The organism is Streptomyces yongxingensis (assembly GCF_055597465.1).
In genome coordinates this window covers 10,921,014-10,936,735 of the sequence record NZ_CM145717.1, presented here as the reverse complement: position 1 = coordinate 10,936,735, position 15,722 = coordinate 10,921,014, and the positions used below count along the sequence as shown (strand labels likewise).

General features: G+C 69.3%; 12 protein-coding genes and 3 pseudogenes. 11 read left to right on the top strand and 4 right to left on the bottom strand.

The genetic code is table 11. The features are described 5' to 3' along the window. Positions 1-32 precede the first annotated feature (32 nt). A complete protein-coding gene (locus tag ACZ6TD_RS46285; RefSeq protein ID WP_471348043.1) occupies positions 33-941 on the bottom strand; it encodes a LysR family transcriptional regulator in 909 nt (302 codons plus the stop codon). A gap of 286 nt (positions 942-1,227) precedes the next feature. Here ACZ6TD_RS46285 and ACZ6TD_RS46280 point away from each other — a divergent pair, with 286 nt between their 5' ends. The 7 genes and pseudogenes from ACZ6TD_RS46280 to ACZ6TD_RS46250 all read left to right on the top strand — a co-directional run bounded on the left by ACZ6TD_RS46280 (position 1,228) and on the right by ACZ6TD_RS46250 (position 7,497). Continuing rightward, on the top strand, positions 1,228-2,034 hold the full coding sequence (locus tag ACZ6TD_RS46280; RefSeq protein ID WP_471348041.1) for an SDR family NAD(P)-dependent oxidoreductase: 807 nt from the start codon (positions 1,228-1,230) through the stop codon (positions 2,032-2,034). Positions 2,035-2,065: 31 nt separating this feature from the next. Next, a pseudogene (locus tag ACZ6TD_RS46275) lies at positions 2,066-2,500 on the top strand (SDR family NAD(P)-dependent oxidoreductase); the annotation flags it as partial. 90 nt (positions 2,501-2,590) lie between these two features. Next, a pseudogene (locus ACZ6TD_RS46270) lies at positions 2,591-2,917 on the top strand (transposase); the annotation flags it as partial. A 554-nt stretch (positions 2,918-3,471) separates the two neighbouring features. Further along, positions 3,472-3,909 (top strand): hypothetical protein, encoded by a 438-nt coding sequence (locus ACZ6TD_RS46265; RefSeq protein WP_471348039.1) that lies wholly within the window; start codon positions 3,472-3,474, stop codon positions 3,907-3,909. Positions 3,910-4,468: 559 nt separating this feature from the next. Next, a complete protein-coding gene (locus ACZ6TD_RS46260) occupies positions 4,469-5,338 on the top strand; it encodes a DUF4158 domain-containing protein (RefSeq protein WP_471348037.1) in 870 nt (289 codons plus the stop codon). A gap of 50 nt (positions 5,339-5,388) precedes the next feature. Continuing rightward, positions 5,389-6,152: pseudogene (locus tag ACZ6TD_RS46255) on the top strand (Tn3 family transposase); the annotation flags it as partial. Positions 6,153-6,504: 352 nt separating this feature from the next. Further along, positions 6,505-7,497: an AraC-like ligand-binding domain-containing protein gene (locus ACZ6TD_RS46250; protein ID WP_471348035.1), complete on the top strand. Its 993-nt coding sequence runs from the start codon at positions 6,505-6,507 to the stop codon at positions 7,495-7,497. A gap of 154 nt (positions 7,498-7,651) precedes the next feature. Here ACZ6TD_RS46250 and ACZ6TD_RS46245 read toward each other — a convergent pair whose 3' ends face one another. Then, complete coding sequence (locus ACZ6TD_RS46245) at positions 7,652-7,825, bottom strand: hypothetical protein (RefSeq protein WP_471348033.1); 174 nt, start codon at positions 7,823-7,825, stop codon at positions 7,652-7,654. Between the two features lie 302 nt (positions 7,826-8,127). Next, positions 8,128-9,057 carry a LysR family transcriptional regulator gene (locus ACZ6TD_RS46240; RefSeq protein WP_471348031.1) on the bottom strand — a complete coding sequence of 310 codons (930 nt, stop codon included), beginning with the start codon at positions 9,055-9,057 and terminating at the stop codon, positions 8,128-8,130. Between the two features lie 91 nt (positions 9,058-9,148). Here ACZ6TD_RS46240 and ACZ6TD_RS46235 point away from each other — a divergent pair, with 91 nt between their 5' ends. Next, complete coding sequence (locus ACZ6TD_RS46235) at positions 9,149-10,003, top strand: alpha/beta fold hydrolase (protein WP_471348029.1); 855 nt, start codon at positions 9,149-9,151, stop codon at positions 10,001-10,003. After that, a complete protein-coding gene (locus ACZ6TD_RS46230; protein ID WP_471348027.1) occupies positions 10,000-11,394 on the top strand; it encodes an MFS transporter in 1,395 nt (464 codons plus the stop codon). Before ACZ6TD_RS46235 ends, ACZ6TD_RS46230 begins: the two co-directional genes overlap by 4 nt. A 191-nt stretch (positions 11,395-11,585) precedes the next feature. Here ACZ6TD_RS46230 and ACZ6TD_RS46225 read toward each other — a convergent pair whose 3' ends face one another. Then, complete coding sequence (locus ACZ6TD_RS46225; protein ID WP_471348025.1) at positions 11,586-12,479, bottom strand: LysR family transcriptional regulator; 894 nt, start codon at positions 12,477-12,479, stop codon at positions 11,586-11,588. Positions 12,480-12,580: 101 nt separating this feature from the next. Here ACZ6TD_RS46225 and ACZ6TD_RS46220 point away from each other — a divergent pair, with 101 nt between their 5' ends. Together ACZ6TD_RS46220 and ACZ6TD_RS46215 are read left to right on the top strand one after the other, a co-directional pair. Further along, a complete protein-coding gene (locus ACZ6TD_RS46220) occupies positions 12,581-13,669 on the top strand; it encodes an alcohol dehydrogenase catalytic domain-containing protein (protein ID WP_471348023.1) in 1,089 nt (362 codons plus the stop codon). Between the two features lie 818 nt (positions 13,670-14,487). After that, positions 14,488-15,561 carry a hypothetical protein gene (locus ACZ6TD_RS46215; RefSeq protein ID WP_471348021.1) on the top strand — a complete coding sequence of 358 codons (1,074 nt, stop codon included), beginning with the start codon at positions 14,488-14,490 and terminating at the stop codon, positions 15,559-15,561. Positions 15,562-15,722 lie beyond the last annotated feature (161 nt).

The following is a 15,722-nucleotide window of genomic DNA, read 5'->3' as shown; positions in this document are numbered from 1 at the left end:
GCACGCGGCCGACAACCAGTGAGGCCCTTGGCTCAGAGGGCGGTGTGCGGGGCGAGGAGGCTGGTGCCGCACCAGTTCTGCTGGTGGAGGTGGTCGAGCACGGCTGCCTCCGCCGAACCTGGGTGGCGGCGTGTACCGACGATGACGGGTTCGGTCAGGGAAGGCAGGAACGGGCGGGCTAGCCGTTCGAAGCTTTCGGGTACGGCCGATGCCGGAACCACGGTGACGCCCAAGCCCTGGGCTGCCAGTCGCACGGCGGTGGAGATCTGTGACGCTCGGGCCACCGTGGGCGGGCTGATGCCCGCGTCGGCGAGCAGGCGGGCGAGGTATTCGTCGAGCAGGCTGGCGCGGCGGAAGCGCACCCATCCCTGCGTCGCGAGGTCTGCCATGCGCAGGGCCCTGTCGCTGGCGAGGAGCGGGTGTCCCTCGGGCAGGACGGCGACATAGGTCTCCTCGCCCAGGGCGTGGATGTCGAATGTGCAGCCGGTGGGGATGCGATGGACGAGGACCATGTCGAGCGTTCCCTGGCGGGCCAGCCGTTCCATATCCGCTGGATCGGGCTCCTCGTGGAGAATGACCTGGAGTTTCGGGTGGCGGTGACGGAGCCGGCCCAGTGCCAGAGGGAGCTGTCGTGCTCCCAGGCCCATGTGGACGGCGATGATGAGTTCACCGGCCAGCTCCCCGGAGGCGGCACGGGCAGCCAGGACGGCTCTGCGGGACGCGGTGGTCGCGATCTCTGCCTCGGCGAGGAAGGCGCGTCCGGCCATGGTCACTGTGACCCCACCCGATGTCCGAGTGAACAGCTGCACACCGAGGTGCTTTTCCAGAGCGCCGATCTGCTGCGACAAGGACGGCTGCGTGACGCGCAGACGCTCAGCAGCCGCTGTCATGGAGCCTTCTTCGGCCACAGCCAGAGCGTATTCGTATTGCCTCAGGTTCATCCGCTTCCCCTTTCCGGGGGCATAGGCAATGCCAATCTCGGGTATGCGCGGACACTATTTGTCTCTATGTCTCGCGGATCCTACCGTGATGCATGTCCGGTGGATGGCCGCCACCGAAAGCGGTGGCCATCAGGGCGGGAGTCGGTACGGGTGCGCCTGCGAGGGGCCCGTGGTGGCGAGGCCGCCCGGCGGGTTCTGCTCGACAACGCATCGTCCAGATCTCAGGCAGTTGCCCCGGAGGCCCGCGTCACCCGAACGCTCACCAACATGGACGGGAGTGGCAATCATGGCAAATCAGACAGGTGTTAGCCGCGGCGACGGAGTATCGCCGAAGAACGCCGATTCGAGACTGGCGGGAAAGGTCGCGCTGGTGACGGGTGCTTCCAAGGGCATCGGGGCGGGCATCGCGCGGGAATTCGCTGCGGCCGGAGCGTCGGTCGTGGTCAACTACGCCTCCAGTGCCGCTGGCGCCGAGCGGGTGGTGCGGGACATCCAGGCGCGAGGGGGGACCGCGATCGCCGTGCAGGGCGACGTGTCGGTGCCTGCGGATGTTGAGCGCCTCTTCGCCAGGACCGTAGACGCGTACGGCCGGTTCGACATCCTCGTCAACAATGCCGGTGTCTATCACGCACAGCCGCTGGAGACCGTCACGCAGCAGGAGATCGACCGTCAGCTTTCCGTCAACGTGACCGGACCGATCCGTATGATCCAGGAAGCCCTTAAGTACTTCGGGTCCGACGGCGGGTCGGTCATCAACATCGGATCGCTGGACAGCGCCCGCGCGGTGCCGGGGATGTCGGTGTACGCCGCGACGAAGGGCGCCGTCGATGCCTTGACGCGAGTCCTGGCCGCCGAGCTCGGCCCTCGCGGGATCCGAGTGAACACCCTGGCCCCTGGCGGTGTGGAGACGGAAGGTATCCACGCGGCCGGCTTCATCGGCAGTGACGCCGAGACGGACATGATCGGGCGCACCCCCCTGGGCCGTATCGGTCAGCCCAAGGATCTGGCGCGGGCGGCGGTCTTCTTCGCCTCCGACGACGCCGCATGGGTCACCGGAGAGCGCCTCACCGCCTCTGGCGGCCTGCGAACCTGACACACCCTGACAACGCCGGAGTCTGCGCAAGGTCGGACCCGTCGAGGAGTACACCGCAGCCGATGTGAGCGCCGTGCTCGACGTGAACGTCGTCGGGATCGTGCGCGTCACGCACGCCTTCCTCCCGCTGCTGCGCAAGTCGCCGAACCCCGTCATCGTCAACGTGTCCAGCGGGATGGGCTCCTTCAGCATGACCCAGGACCCGGCGCGGATCGAGTCGCAGTATGCCCTGCCCCTCTACTGCGCCTCGAAGGCCGCGGTCACGATGCTCACGACGCAGTACGCCAAGGAACTGAAGGACGTGAAGGTCAACGCCGCAGACCCCGGGCAGACCGCGACCGACTTCACCGGCGGCCTCGGACACAGCGTCGCCGACGGCGCCGAGTCCATCGTGACCCTCGCGACGATCGGCCCGGACGGGCCGACGGGACAGTTCATCGACCGATCCGGGAACCTCCCGTGGTGAACCTGCCCTGAGCTCAGGACCGGTCCACCCGCCGCCCTGCGCGTACCTCATGCTCGTAATCTCTACGCTCAGTGATCACGAAGGACGGCCGTGCCCGCGCTGCCGGCTTGCCTGCTCGAACCCGTGTGGGACCAGTTCGCCGCGCTCCTCCCCGTCCGGGAGGAGTTCGTCGTCGTCCACCCGCTGGGCTGTCACCGCCGCCGGATCCCCGACCGAACCGTCTTCGAGCACATCGTGCTCGCGCTGGTCCATGGTTCCGGCTACGAGCGGATCTCCACCCCCGGATGCTCGGACCGCACCATCCGCCGACGCCTCAAAGAGTGGACCCGGCAAGGGATTTCCAAAGCGCTGCACGCTCTCGCCCTGGACGCCGCGCAGGAGCAGGTCGTCATGCTGCCGGACACCGTGAACGTCAACCTCGACCGGGGCTAGGACAGCGTCAAGTCCCGTGCGTTGCTAGCCCCCTCGACCCGAGTGCCCAGGAGATTGTCCCCGTCCCATCCCCGAAACGCGCGAGAGGGGGCCGGCCCCGGAGAACGGGTCAACGCCACGGCGTCGGCCGGAACTCCGACGAGTACCGATGTTCTGTGGACATACGCCGTGTTGCCTCATGCCGTGTTGCGGCTGAGGGAGTCACGTGGCGTACGAATGGCATCTGTTCTGGGTGGGCGACCGGGGGCAATCCGGCTGGAGGCCGACCCGTGCCCGGCTGGGAGGAGTTGGAAGATGCTGCGGCACTCCATGGCCCTGCGGACGCTGATCGCGCTTCACGCGCGCTTTCCGCACCGTCTATGGCATCCCACCCAAGGAGTACCGCCACCAAGCCCATCGCATCGCCGAGTAGACGCATCGCCAAATAGGTGTGCGCTCAGTGCTAACGAAATCCATGCTGCTGCCACCTACCGTGAAAGCACTCGCTGGCGAACAGGACCGATCCCAGCGTGACCCAAGGTAAGAGGAGCACATGCGTGATGGGGGATTTCATGAGTAGGAAACTGTACGTGGGCGCGATAGCCGGAGTGATGGCTCTCGGGACCGTCGGCGTCGGCACTGCCCAGGCGGTGCCGGTCCGTGACTCGACGGCTGCGCGTGTGGTCTCCGCTCACCGCGCCGTCGCTGTGTCAGGCGACTGCACCGACTGGAACCGGGCGGTCGGTATTCCATTCAGGTGGAGCAGTGAGATAAAGGCTCCCTGTGGGTTCGCTGGGTACCCCGGCCTCAAGATGACCTATTCATGGTCCGCGGAGAGGGGAAACCCATGCATCAAGGTCAAGGGTTATCCCGGTGGCGCGAGGAAGTGGTACAACGCCGGCTGCGGGAGTAGGGGATCAATTACTGTGCCGTGGGGTGACACCCTCGCCCACAAGGGGATTAAGGTCAAGGGCGCTTCTCTCTTCGTGTGGCGCTGAAACTCTGAACGAAGCGCATACGGGCCGGCCCGTGCCTGCTCCCCGGGGCGGATGCGTTCTCGGGTGACGAGGTGAAGGTTCGCCCTGATGGGGCGGTCTGCGGCCGATTGGCCCGACTGGATACAACGAGCGCGACCCCTGATGATCAAGGTTGCCCGAAGCCAAAGATCACGAACAGGGGTCGCGTTCGCGTGCCTGCGGCATTCGCATGATCGTCGCAACGTTGCAGACTCGTGGTGCCCAGAGCAGCAGCGAAAGCTTGGGTCGGGGTCTGCTAACTCAAGGTCTTACGGGGTCGATTGATGAGCCGACTTGCAATCCGTGACGGGGGCCACCGTATTATCCGCCGCAAAAACAACGGATATCGCTGACCTGGGACGATGCCGCTGGAACCGACGGAGATCTCGTTGAAGACCTGCCCCGTAGTCGCCGACGGTGGGGTCAGCAGTCCTCCTCGTGCCCGTGTCCTGGGGAGCGGCAGGGTCGTTCACCATGCAGTGCGGTAAGCCGTTGATACGACAGGGTCGCCGTATGTGACTGCTTGCGGTGGGGGTTATCGGTGGCGACCCGTGTGTTCGCGGATGACGAGCTGGCGCGGCTGCGCGGCTTTCCGGAGATCAGCAAGGAAGAGCTGATCCGGTTCTTCACGCTGACGTCGGCGGACATGGGGTTTATCGATCCGGGCCGGGGCCGTAGCCCGAAGGACCGGCTGGGGCTGGCAGTGCAGCTGTGCACGCTGCCGTGGCTCGGGTTCGTTCCGGACGATGTCGCCTCGGCGCCGGTGGCGGCGGTGGCGGCGGTGGCCCGGTTGTCCGGGCACTTGCGGATCCCCGTGGGCGAGCTGCGGTTCTACGGAGAGCGGTGGCAGACCCGCACGGGGCATCTGCGTGAGGTGATGCGGTACCTGAACTGGAAGTCGGCGAAGGCGCTGGAGCTGAAGGAGCTGGACGAGTTCCGGCTCGCCCGCGCGATGGAACACGACTCGCCGTCCCTTCTGTTCCGTCTGGCCTGTGAGCATCCGGCCCCTTCGCGGGTGGTGCGGCCCGGGGTGGTGAAGCTGCTGGAGCGAGTGGCCACGGCGCGGGCGGAGGCGGGGCGGGAGACGTACCAGCGGGTGCGGCATCTGCCGACGCCGAAGCTGATGGGCGAGCTCGACGGGCTGCTGACGGTGCTGGCGCAGTCTGCCGCCGATGTGCTGGACGAGGTCATCGGCCTGTTCGATCAGGCCGTCTCCGCGCGGGAGAGCCGGGCGCTCACCAAGATGCGCGACGAGCCGGCGGCCCGCGCCGCGGCCGGGGAGGGACGGCAGGCGCTGCTGGACGAGATCCTTCCCGTCCTGGTGGACACCCGGGATCGAGGACGAGATGGTCGGCGGGCAGCTGCGGAACACCATCGGCCGAGGACATCCCGGCCGAGGCCGCCGAGCTGAAGGAGGAACTGTCGGAGCTGCTGCCGTTGGCCCCGATCGCCTCGTTGCTGGTGGAGCTGGATAGGCGGACCGGTTTCCTGGACTGCTTCACGCACGCCGGCGGCAAGCAGGCCCGCTCCCCGGAACTGAAACGGACCCCGCTGGCCGTTTTGATCGGGAACGCCACGAATCTGGGTCACGAAGGTCATCGTGGTGACCCGCAGGGAGGCGCACTACGTGCTGGACGAGATCATGGGCAACAAGACCGACCTCCCGATCGGAGCACGCGACCGATACGCACGGCGTCACCCTGGTCAACTCCGCACTGTTCGACCTCGTCGGGAAGCAGCTCGCCACGCATCCGGGACCTGGGAAAGATCACCCTGTACCGAATGGACCCACAGCGGAACGTGGGCAGCCTCTGGCCAGTGGCCGGACCTCTGCTCACCCAGAAGATCAACATGAGGTTGATCGAGGAGAACTGGGGCGATCTGCTCCGCCTGGCCGGGTCGATCAAGTTCGGACACGCCACCGCCTCACTGATCGTCGGCAAGCTGTCCGCTCCTCCCGGCAGAACACCCTCGCCGGGGCCCTCAAGGAGCACGGAGCGCTGCGACGCACCGTCTACGCCGCCCGCTATCCGGCGGACGAGACCTACCGCAGGAAGATCGCCCGGCAACTCAACAAGGGCGAATCGCCGCACTCCCTGCGCCGCAGCCTGCTCTACGCGCACGAGGGCGCGATCCGCCACCGCCACCTGGCCGCACAGACCGAGCAGGCATGGTGCCTGACGCTGCTGACCAACTCGGTCGTGACCTGGAGGACGGAGTACTACGGCCTGGCCATCGCCCAGATGCGAGCCGAAGGCCGCGCGGTCGACGACGAACTCCCTCGCGCACATCTCCCCGGCCCACAGCGAGAACGTGAACTTCTTCGGCACGATCAACGTCGAGGTCGACACCGAAATCGCCAAGCTCGGCCCTGCCGGCCACCGGCCCCTGCGGCCCCGCCGCCCAGGCGGGAACTGAACAGGCGGACAAGGGACGGCCGACACCCCGGGTAGGTGGAACCGCCTCCGCCAGGGCATTCACCAGATGTGTATCTGTGGATGGTTCACTCCTGCCTTGCCCTCATCAAGGGGCAAGAGGTAATCCGTTCAGGGACTCGCACGACAGGGAGGACGCGAGATGCTGGTCGAAAGGGTGTTCCGCAGCGAGGATTTGCCCCCGGCCGACCGGTTCGACTGCTGGCGCGAACTGGTCGGCCAGACCCATGCGCCACTGGACCTGCGCAGTGACCACTGGGCGGATTTCCGGGCTTCCCAGCGCCTGCTGAACCTCGGTGCCGTATCCGTGTGGCCGACAGCCTTCCAGCCACTGTGCTTTCGACGGACGCCGAAACTGATCCGGCAGTCCGATCCTGAGGGGCTGCACATCTCTTTGCCTCTGAGCGGGGCGCTGCGCGCCGTCCGGGGCGAGGAAGAGGCCGTCTACGGTCCGGACAGCCTGTGCGTCGTCGACACCTCGCGGCCCGTTGACATCCACGGGGGTGACGACGCCGGCCTGCACACGGGAGTTGGGCTGGAGGTCCCCAAAGCACTGCTGCCACTGCCCCGCAACCAGCTCGACCAGGCGGCCCGGCTGCGGCTGTCAGCGCAGGACGGGTTCGGCTCCCTGCTGGCGCAACTGCTCACCCAGCTTGCGAGAGGCACGGATTCGTACCAACCGTCCGATGGACCCCGGCTCGGGACTGTCGTGGTCGACCTGTTGTCCGCACTGATCGCCCATGCCCTGGACTCGGACAACTCTCTCCCACCGGAGACCCGCCGGCAGGCGCTCGTCTTACGCATCCGTGCCTTCGTCCAGCAGCATCTGCACGACCCGCACCTGACCCCGCGCGCCATCGCCGCCGCGCACCACATCTCCACCAGCTACCTTCACCGCCTCTTCCAAAACGAAGAGGCGACGGTCGCGGCTTGGATCCGCCGCCAGCGTCTGGAACGAGCCTGTCACGACCTCGCCGACCCGGCTCAGCGCACCATACCCATCCATGCCATCGCTGCCCGCTGGGGCTTCCTACGCGCCGCCGATTTCACCCGCGCCTTCCGCAGCACCTACGGCATGCCCCCCAAGGACTACCGTAACCAGAGGTCAGGGCATTGCCCGGCAGAAGGCTGTTGATCAGTTCGTCGTGGTCCGCGTCCGCGGCGAGGGCATGTGGGAATCCGGCGAGCAATTGATGTTCGGAATGCGCGATCCTGCTCGGATCGTTGCTGGACGCCGGTGCTTGCGTCTGGTATTCGAGCCGGAGTTCCGGGGGTGTGTAGGTGAATCGTCAGGAGTTCACGGACGTCCAGTTTGTCTTGAGCTGCCAGTCGACCACCGCGTTCACATGGTCAGGCCCGTCGTCCGTCACCTCGAACCATTCGCCCTTGGGGGCGAAGCAGCCGATGGCGCTCTCGTCGCCCCCGAGATCTTCGGGCGTGGGCCGTTCCTGGACGGATGGCATCGGCCGAGGGCCCTCGGCTGGTACCGTCATCGACCAAGCGGCAACACGGCGAACCCGTCCGCAGAACGTGTAGGTCCCCGCCTGGGACTCCTCTCCCTCAACTCAAGACCCAGTGCCGAGGTGTCCACGATCAAGGCGGAGGGCCCTTCTCCCCCACACCCGGAAGCGGCGGCAGCTCCTGGCGCCCACCCGCTCCAACGATGGCCCGGGCCCGGCCCCGACGGACCGGAGCACGGTCGGCGCTGAGTTTCGCCGTTGGTCCGAGTCCTCGAAGGGGCGGTTGACGCAACCGAATCCGGTACTCATGCCTGGCCCAACCGCAGGTCGAGCGCGGCGCCGACATCGGGGCAGTTCCTGCGGACGGTGTCGAGGAAGGCGCCGAGCACCGGGGAGCGGTCCTGGTCGGCGAAGGACAGGACCAGGTCGGGCAGCGCCGTACGCGGGGTCACCTCGCAGAACCGGACGCCCGGGCGTGGGGCCGACAGCATGCGGGAGGGCCCGAGACCCACTCCGACCCCGCAGGCGGCCAGGCCGATGATCGTGTGCACGTCCCTGGCGACGGTCGCACCGTCCAGCGCGGCGTCGTCCTCGCCCAGCAGGGTGCGCAGCCCGGCGGCGACCGCGGGCTCGTCCTCCCTGGGAGCCACGATCAGCGGCTGCCGCCGCAGCTGGTTCACACTCACCGACGCCTGGCCGGCGTAGGGGTGCGCGCTGCTGACCACGGCGATGAGATGGTCGTGCCCGACCGGAACGGACACCAGGTGCTCGGCCCCGGCGCCCCGTGGCGGCCCGAGGGTGACGGCCACGTCCAGTTCTCCGGCCATGAGAGCGGCGGCGCTGCGGCCGGATGCCATCTCGTGCAGCTCCAGCCGTACGTCGGGCCGCTCGCGGCCGAACCGGCCCAGGACGTCCGGCAGCGGGTCGAGCAGCGCGGAGGCGATGAACCCCAGGCGCAGTCGGCCCGTCTCGCCGCGCGCCGCCCGTCCGGCGTCGACCGTGGCCGCCGTCATCTCCTCCAGCGCCCGCCGCGCCCGGGCGAGGAACGCCTCGCCCGCGGCGGTCGGGAACACGCCCTGGCGGGTACGGTCGAACAACCGGGCCCCGGTCTCGCGCTCCAGGTCGGCGATCTGTTTGGACAGCGGGGGCTGTGCGATGCCCAGCGCGTGGGCCGCCCGGCCGAAGTGTCCGTGCTCGGCCAGGGCCAGTGCGTACCGCAGGTGCCGCGCCTCCATGGCCAACCCTTCCATACCCAAAAAGTATCGCCACCCAGCCTGTCACATCTTTCAGTGGATGGCGCTGCCGTCGCCGACTGGGATGGGAGTCATGACACCCTCCCTGAACACCGATGGGAACAACACCGTCTTCGTTCTCGTCCATGGCGCCTGGCACGGCTCGTGGCAGTGGGCCGCGACGCAGCGCGCACTCGCCGGTCTCGGTGCCGCGAGTGTGGCCGTCGACCTGCCCGGGCACGGCTTCGACGCCCCCCTGCCCAGCGGGTACCTGCTGCCTGGGCGGCCCGGTCTGCTGACCGAGAGGTCGCAGCTCGCCGACGTGACGACGGACGACTGCGCCGACGCCGTCCTGGACACACTGCGCCGGGTCCGCCGCTACGGCCGTGTCGTACTCGTCGCCCACAGCGCGGGCGGCGGCCCCGCGTCGCTGGCCGCAGAGCGCCCGCCCGAGCTGGTCGACCGCATCGTCTACCTCTCCGCGTTCGTCCCCGCCGGCCGCCCCCGGTTCTCCGACTACCTCGGGGCACCTGAGAACGCCACCGCACGGGGACAGAGCCTCAACCTCGGTGATCCCCAGACGCTGGGCGCCGTACGGATCGACCCTCTCTCGCCGGACCCCGCCTACGTCGAGGAGCTGCGGCAGACCCACTACCACGACACGCCCGCCGACCGCTTCGACCGCTGGCGCTCCGCGCTCAGCCCCGACCTGCCGCTGGCCGTCCCGACGACCCCGGTCACCCTCACCGCGGCGCGCTGGGGCCGTATCCCGCGCACCTTCCTGCGCTGCGCGCAGGACCGGGCGCTGCCGACGGCCGCACAGGATCTGATGATCGCCGAGGCCGACCGGGCCATGCCGGGCGAGCCGTTCACCGTCCACACCCTGCCGGGCAGCCACAGCCCCTTCGCCGCCCGGCCGCGGGACCTCGCCGAGACCCTGGTCCGATGAACGGCGGTCGACTCCTGCTGCCGGTGGTCCTGAGTGCCACCTTCGTGCAGCTGCTCAACGTCACGATCGCGCAGATCGCCGCTCCGGCCATCCAGTCCGGCCTGGGCGCGGGCCCCGGCGCGGTGCAGCTCGTCCTGGCCGGGTACACCCTGGCGTACGCGTGCCTGCTCATCACCGCCGCGCGGCTGGGCGATCGCTACGGTTACCGGCGGCTGTTCGTGCTGGGCACCGCGGTGTTCACGGCCGGCTCGGTGGCCTGCGCCGCCGCCCCGGGCGCCGGATGGCTGGTCGCGGCCCGGCTGGTGCAGGGTGCGGGCAGCGGCCTGGTCGCCCCGCAGGTGCTCTCCCTCATTCGCACCGGTCTTGCCCCGGAACGTCGCCCACGAGCCCTCGCCTTCTACGGCGCCACGATGGGCGTGGCATCTCTGGCCGGGCCGCTCATCGGCGGGCTGCTCGTCGGCGCCGACCCGCTCGGCCTCGGCTGGCGTGCGGTCTTCCTGGTGACGGTGCCGGTGGCAGTCGTCTCACTGGCGGGAGCGGCCCTGCTGCCCCCTACGCGCGGCACGGGCGAGCAGCGTGTGGACTGGGCCGGCGCGGCGCTGGCCACCATTGGCTTCGGCGCGCTGGTCCTGCCGTGCGCGCTGGGCCGGGAGGCCGGCTGGCCCTGGTGGACATGGGCCTCCTTCGCCGTGGCCGCGGCGGCCCTCACCTGCTTCGTCCGCACCCTCCGGCACCGGCCGGACCCCCTGGTCCACCCGTCGGTCCTGCGGGACCGGACCGCGCGGCTGGGCGTGCTGCTGGTGTTCGTCTTCAACGCCGGGGTGCCGTCGTTCACGTATCTGCTGTTCCTGCACCTACAGTCCGCCCTCGGATATCCGGCGCTGTCCGCCGCGCTGGTCTCCGCGCCGTTCGCCGCGGCCGCCGTTCTGGGCAGCCGCGCCGCCCCGGCCCTCTCCCGCCGCCTGGGCCCGACAGCCCTGACGGCCGCGGCGCTGGTCCTGGCGGGTACGGCCGTGGCGCTCGCGCCGCTCATCGCCACCGGGCCCGGGCGCCGGGCGGCCCTGCCGGTACTGGCGGCCGGGGGCGCGGCGTTCGGCCTGTTCACAGCCACGGTATTCACCCTGGTTCTGGCAGGTGTGCGGGGCGACACAGCGGGCTCGGTGTCCGGGCTGCTGCCCACGGCCCAGCAGCTCGGCGGCTCGATCGGGGTGACGGCGGCCGGGCTGGCCTACTTCGCACCGGCGGACGGAACGAACGCGGCGTTCGGCCACGCCATGACCTACGAGGCCGCGGTCTTCGTGCTCACGGCGTTGATCGCCCTCCGGCTGCGACGGACCAGTTCGGAGCCGGAGCGATCGCGGCCACGGCTACCTTCCGAAACGCACAGGTAGACTGCCGGACGCGGTGCTCTGCGCCTCAACATGCACAGTGCCGATGCTCGACTGCCGCAGCGCCGGCAGATGCGGCAGCGGCGCATCTGAAGCCGATCGCCAGTACCGCGAAGAACAGGCCACGGTGACCGCGGTGCCCCACCCGTGAGGGGGAAAGGGGCACACGCGATGTGTGCGGCCTTGGTGGCGGTTCAGGCGGTCGAAGTGATCGCTTGGGTGACGGCCGTGATCGCCGGGGTGGGGTGGCCGCAGAGGCGTGCCACGAGCACCCGGCGAATTTCGGGGGGTGCGCCGTCGACGCGCAGCACGCTCACCCCGGGCGGCAGCATCGGTGAGAGCCCGGACGGCACCGTGGTCACGCCGAAGCCGCCGGCGACCAACTGGAGCTTCGTCAGCCAGTCGCGCGCGGAGTGGACGACGCGCGGCCGTCCGGGCAGGCCGGGCCAGACGCCGAGCAGCGGCTCGGAGTTCGACGACGGGGTGGCGATCCATGCGGCGTCGACCAGTTCGTCGACGTGCACCGTGGTGCGTCCGGCGAAGTCTCCGGTCGAAGGCACCGCCACGACCAGTTCGGTGTCCGCGACGGTCTCGAGGTGCAGGCGCGGCAACTCGCCGTCGAAGGGCCGGTGGGGTGGGCGGGATGTCAGCACGGCGAGGTCGAGCGAGCCCGCGCGCAACGCCCGGATCAGGGAGGGCGTGGTGCCCTCGCGGGTGGTGACCGTGAGCTGCGGGTCGGCCTCCGCGAGGTGTGCGAGTGCGGCGGGCAGGATCGCCGAGCCCGCGCTCAGGACTGCCCCGAGCCGCACCAGTTCGGTCCGCGGGAGGGTGCCGGTGAGTTCACGCTCGGCCGCTGCGAGTGAGGCGAGGATCGTGTGGGCGTGCCGCAGCAGGGTCAAGCCTGCGGGAGTGAGCCGCACCCCGTCCGGGCGGCGTTCGAACAGGGTGGCGCCGGCGCTGCGCTCGAGGGCGACGGCCTGGCGTGAGACGGCCGACTGCGTGTATCCGAGTCGGGCGGCCGCCGCGGTGAAGCTGCCGGACTCGGCGATCTGCCGCAGTACCCGGAGCCCCGTGCTGGAGATGTCCATGCGACTTACGCATACCATAGATGCGAGATCATCGCTTCCCGCATGCTCGTCCCGCTCCTAGTGTCGATCTCAGGAGCACGGACGAACACGGAGGTCATCACGTGCGAGCAGCAGTTCTGACGCGGTTCGGCGCCCCACTCGCGGTACGGGAGGTGCCGGACCCCGAGGCCGGTAGCGGTGAGGTGGTGGTCGAGGTCCTCGCCGCCGGCGTGGCGCCCTACGCGGCCGAAGTCTTCAGCGGCAAGCGGAAGTACCCCCTTGTCCCTCCTGTCGTGCCCGGTGTTGGCGCGGTGGGGCGGATCGTCCACGTCGGCCCTGACGCCACCCGGCTGCGGGTCGGCGACCTGGTGTGGTGCGACTCGACGGTGCGCTCGCGGGACGATGCCCTGACGCCCGACATCACGCTCCAGGGCTGGAGTTCGCGCGGCGAGGGCGGCGCGCGGCTCGCCGAGTACATGCACGACGGCGCGTTCGCCGAGTTCATGCGGGTCCCGACGGAGAACGTCTTTCCGCTGCCCGCCGCGGCCGGAGAGGATCCGGCCCGCTGGGCCGCGCTCACGGTGCACACCATCTCCTACGGCGGGCTGTTGGCAGGTGGGCTCGCGGCCGGCGAGACGCTGCTCGTCAGCGGGGCCACCGGCAACCTCGGCAGCAGCGCGGTCGCGGTCGCGCTCGCGATGGGCGCGGGCCGCGTGGTCGCCCCAGGCCGCAACCAGGCCGCGCTCGACCTCCTCGCCGACCGTTTCGGTCCGCGTCTGCGCCCGGTCCCGCTGACCGGAGACGAGGCGACCGACCGCGCGGCGATGTCCACGACGGCCGACGGCCCGATCGACATGGTGATCGACCTGCTCCCGCCGAGCGCACCCAGCTCGGCCTCGCGCGCGGCGGCCATGACCGTGCGCGAGTACGGCCGCGTCGTCCTCATGGGCGGCGTCGGCATGCTCGGTGGCGACGACCTCGCACTCCCGTACCCATGGATCATGCGCAACTCGATCACCGTGCGCGGGCAGTGGATGTACCCGCGCACAGCCAATGTCGGCATCATCCGGCTCCTTGCCTCGGGCGCTTTGGATCTCGCCCCCGAACGGGTCCGGTCGTTCGGCCTCGATGCCGTCAACGACGCCATCACGTACGCCGCCGCGCACGGTGGCCCGTTCGACCGCACCAGCCTCACTCCGTCGGCCGGCTGACAAGGCCCACTGATCACCACCCGCACTAGGCACGGTGCCCGTCCGGATAAACACGGGCATGATGATGCCTTTCTGAGCGGTGTCGGAACAGAGATCTCAGGCCGCGACGAGCATCATGCTCAAGCAGGAGCCTTCGGCTGATGTCGCGCAGGACGCTGCCTGCGGCCATGCAACCGCTCTCCGGCACAGATCCCCCGGCAAGAGGCAACAGCCAGCAGTTCCACTGCTGACAGTGACGCACAGCGTCAACTGGGTGACAACCGTCAGATGCGCGACATCGCCCGAACAGTCCAGCCACACTCACCATCCCATCCATGCCTCGTCGGCCTCTACTGGTGGGCTCGCTACAGCCGTTGTCGCTGAGATCGATCACGGATGACGGAGGGCCAGCAATGGCGACAACGGCCAGGGCCGCTTGCCGCTCTACGCCGGAAACCGCCGGCGTCTACAGCCCCGAAGGGCTACCGGACCACCAGATGCTGGTCGGATTCTTCAGCCGGTACGGGGAGGGCTGAGGTCCTCGCGCGGCCATCCGCTCGCCGTGTCGTCTCCGCTCGTCACTCTATGTCCCTGCTCGGCCTTCCCACCCGGCGTCTCATCGAGCCCTATGGCCCTGCGCGCTGCGAAGCCGACCGCTCTCACCTGACCGGAACCGCGCCTCTCGATAGTCATGCGACGCATTGACCCCACAGCGCCATCGCGGTTGCATGCTTGTGGCCCTCCGGTGGGGAACCGGAGAGAAGGACCATGTCCTGCCTTAGGGGGAAAAAATGAGGGGAAACGCGAATCGGAGCGCCACCAGACGTGTGCGGGCCGCCTTGAGCGCCACGGTCGTGGTCTGCGCGGTCACGACGGTGCTGCCCGGAGCCGCTTCGGCTGAGCCCATGACCGTGCCGGGCGTCGCGAGCGACAGCGGAGCCGGGGTCGAGCGGATCAGTGTCGCGACCGACGGCGCCCAGGGCGACGGCGACTCCGCCGGCGCCACGATCACGACGGACGGCCGGCGTATCGCCTTCTCGTCGTTGGCGAAGAACCTCACACCCGCCAACCCGGTGACATGGGAAAGGGTGTTCGTCCGCGACCGGCAGACGAGCCAGACCACGCTGATGAGCAGCATCACCCCGACGAACCAGGGCCCAGTGATCAGCGGTGACGGGCAATACGTCGCCTTTTGGGGGCTGTTGCAAAGAGACACGAAGGCATTCCTGTCGCAGGTGAGCTCGGGAAGCACGATCGGCATCAACTGCCCGGGCCTCAGCTGCAGCCAGCCGTCGCTGAGCGCGGACGGCCGCTACATCGCCCAGGTCGCCACCTTCAACCGACCGCCGTCCCGGCAGCGCATCGAGGTACGGGACTGGCGCGCCGACACCACACAGACCGTCGCCGCGTTCGACCACACCGTCTCGGCCCGGCCGTCCATCAGCGGCGACGGCCGCTTCGTCGCCTACCAGGACGGCCAGGCGGAGGACGTCTTCGTGTGGGACCGGACCGACGACACCTCCTCCGGCCCGATCGAGGGCCCGTCCAAGGCGGCGACACTCGTCCAGCTCAGCAAGGACGGCAGCAAGGTCGTCTACCTCTCGGGCTCCGACACCTACGTCCACGACGAGAGCTCGGGCACCGACCAACTGGTGCCGAACGCGCGGGGGGTGGCCATCGATCCCACCGGCCGCTATCTGCTGTACGCCCCACACGACACGAACGGACCGTCGCTCACGCTGCGCGACCTGGAGACCGGCACCGACGAGATCGTCTCGAACCAGCCCGCCTCGGCCGGGACCGACGCCGTCAGCGCCGGTGGCCGCGACGTGGTCTTCCATTCCACGGCCGACGACATCGTGCCCGGCGACACCAACGGCAAGTCGGACGTGTTCGTCCGACACTTCTACTGATCGCCCCGGCCGCCACGCTCTCCTGCTGCCCCACCGCTCGCGCGCGAGCGATGCGTTCACCTCCCTGCGAACCGTCGAGGCCATCGCGTCGAAAGTGGAGAACGCAGGCAGCTCCAGCCCGGCCTCCGCCACCTTCTCCAGCGCAAGGTTGATCAGGTCCG

Excerpts from the sequence above, each read along its gene's own strand:
- ACZ6TD_RS46285 (WP_471348043.1), bottom strand. The coding sequence starts at position 941 with ATGAACCTGAGGCAATACGAATACGCTCTGGCTGTGGCCGAAGAAGGC.
- ACZ6TD_RS46280 (WP_471348041.1), top strand. The coding sequence starts at position 1,228 with ATGGCAAATCAGACAGGTGTTAGCCGCGGCGACGGAGTATCGCCGAAG.
- ACZ6TD_RS46265 (WP_471348039.1), top strand. The coding sequence starts at position 3,472 with ATGGGGGATTTCATGAGTAGGAAACTGTACGTGGGCGCGATAGCCGGA.
- ACZ6TD_RS46250 (WP_471348035.1), top strand. The coding sequence starts at position 6,505 with ATGCTGGTCGAAAGGGTGTTCCGCAGCGAGGATTTGCCCCCGGCCGAC.
- ACZ6TD_RS46245 (WP_471348033.1), bottom strand. The coding sequence starts at position 7,825 with ATGCCATCCGTCCAGGAACGGCCCACGCCCGAAGATCTCGGGGGCGAC.
- ACZ6TD_RS46240 (WP_471348031.1), bottom strand. The coding sequence starts at position 9,057 with ATGGAGGCGCGGCACCTGCGGTACGCACTGGCCCTGGCCGAGCACGGA.
- ACZ6TD_RS46235 (WP_471348029.1), top strand. The coding sequence starts at position 9,149 with ATGACACCCTCCCTGAACACCGATGGGAACAACACCGTCTTCGTTCTC.
- ACZ6TD_RS46230 (WP_471348027.1), top strand. The coding sequence starts at position 10,000 with ATGAACGGCGGTCGACTCCTGCTGCCGGTGGTCCTGAGTGCCACCTTC.
- ACZ6TD_RS46225 (WP_471348025.1), bottom strand. The coding sequence starts at position 12,479 with ATGGACATCTCCAGCACGGGGCTCCGGGTACTGCGGCAGATCGCCGAG.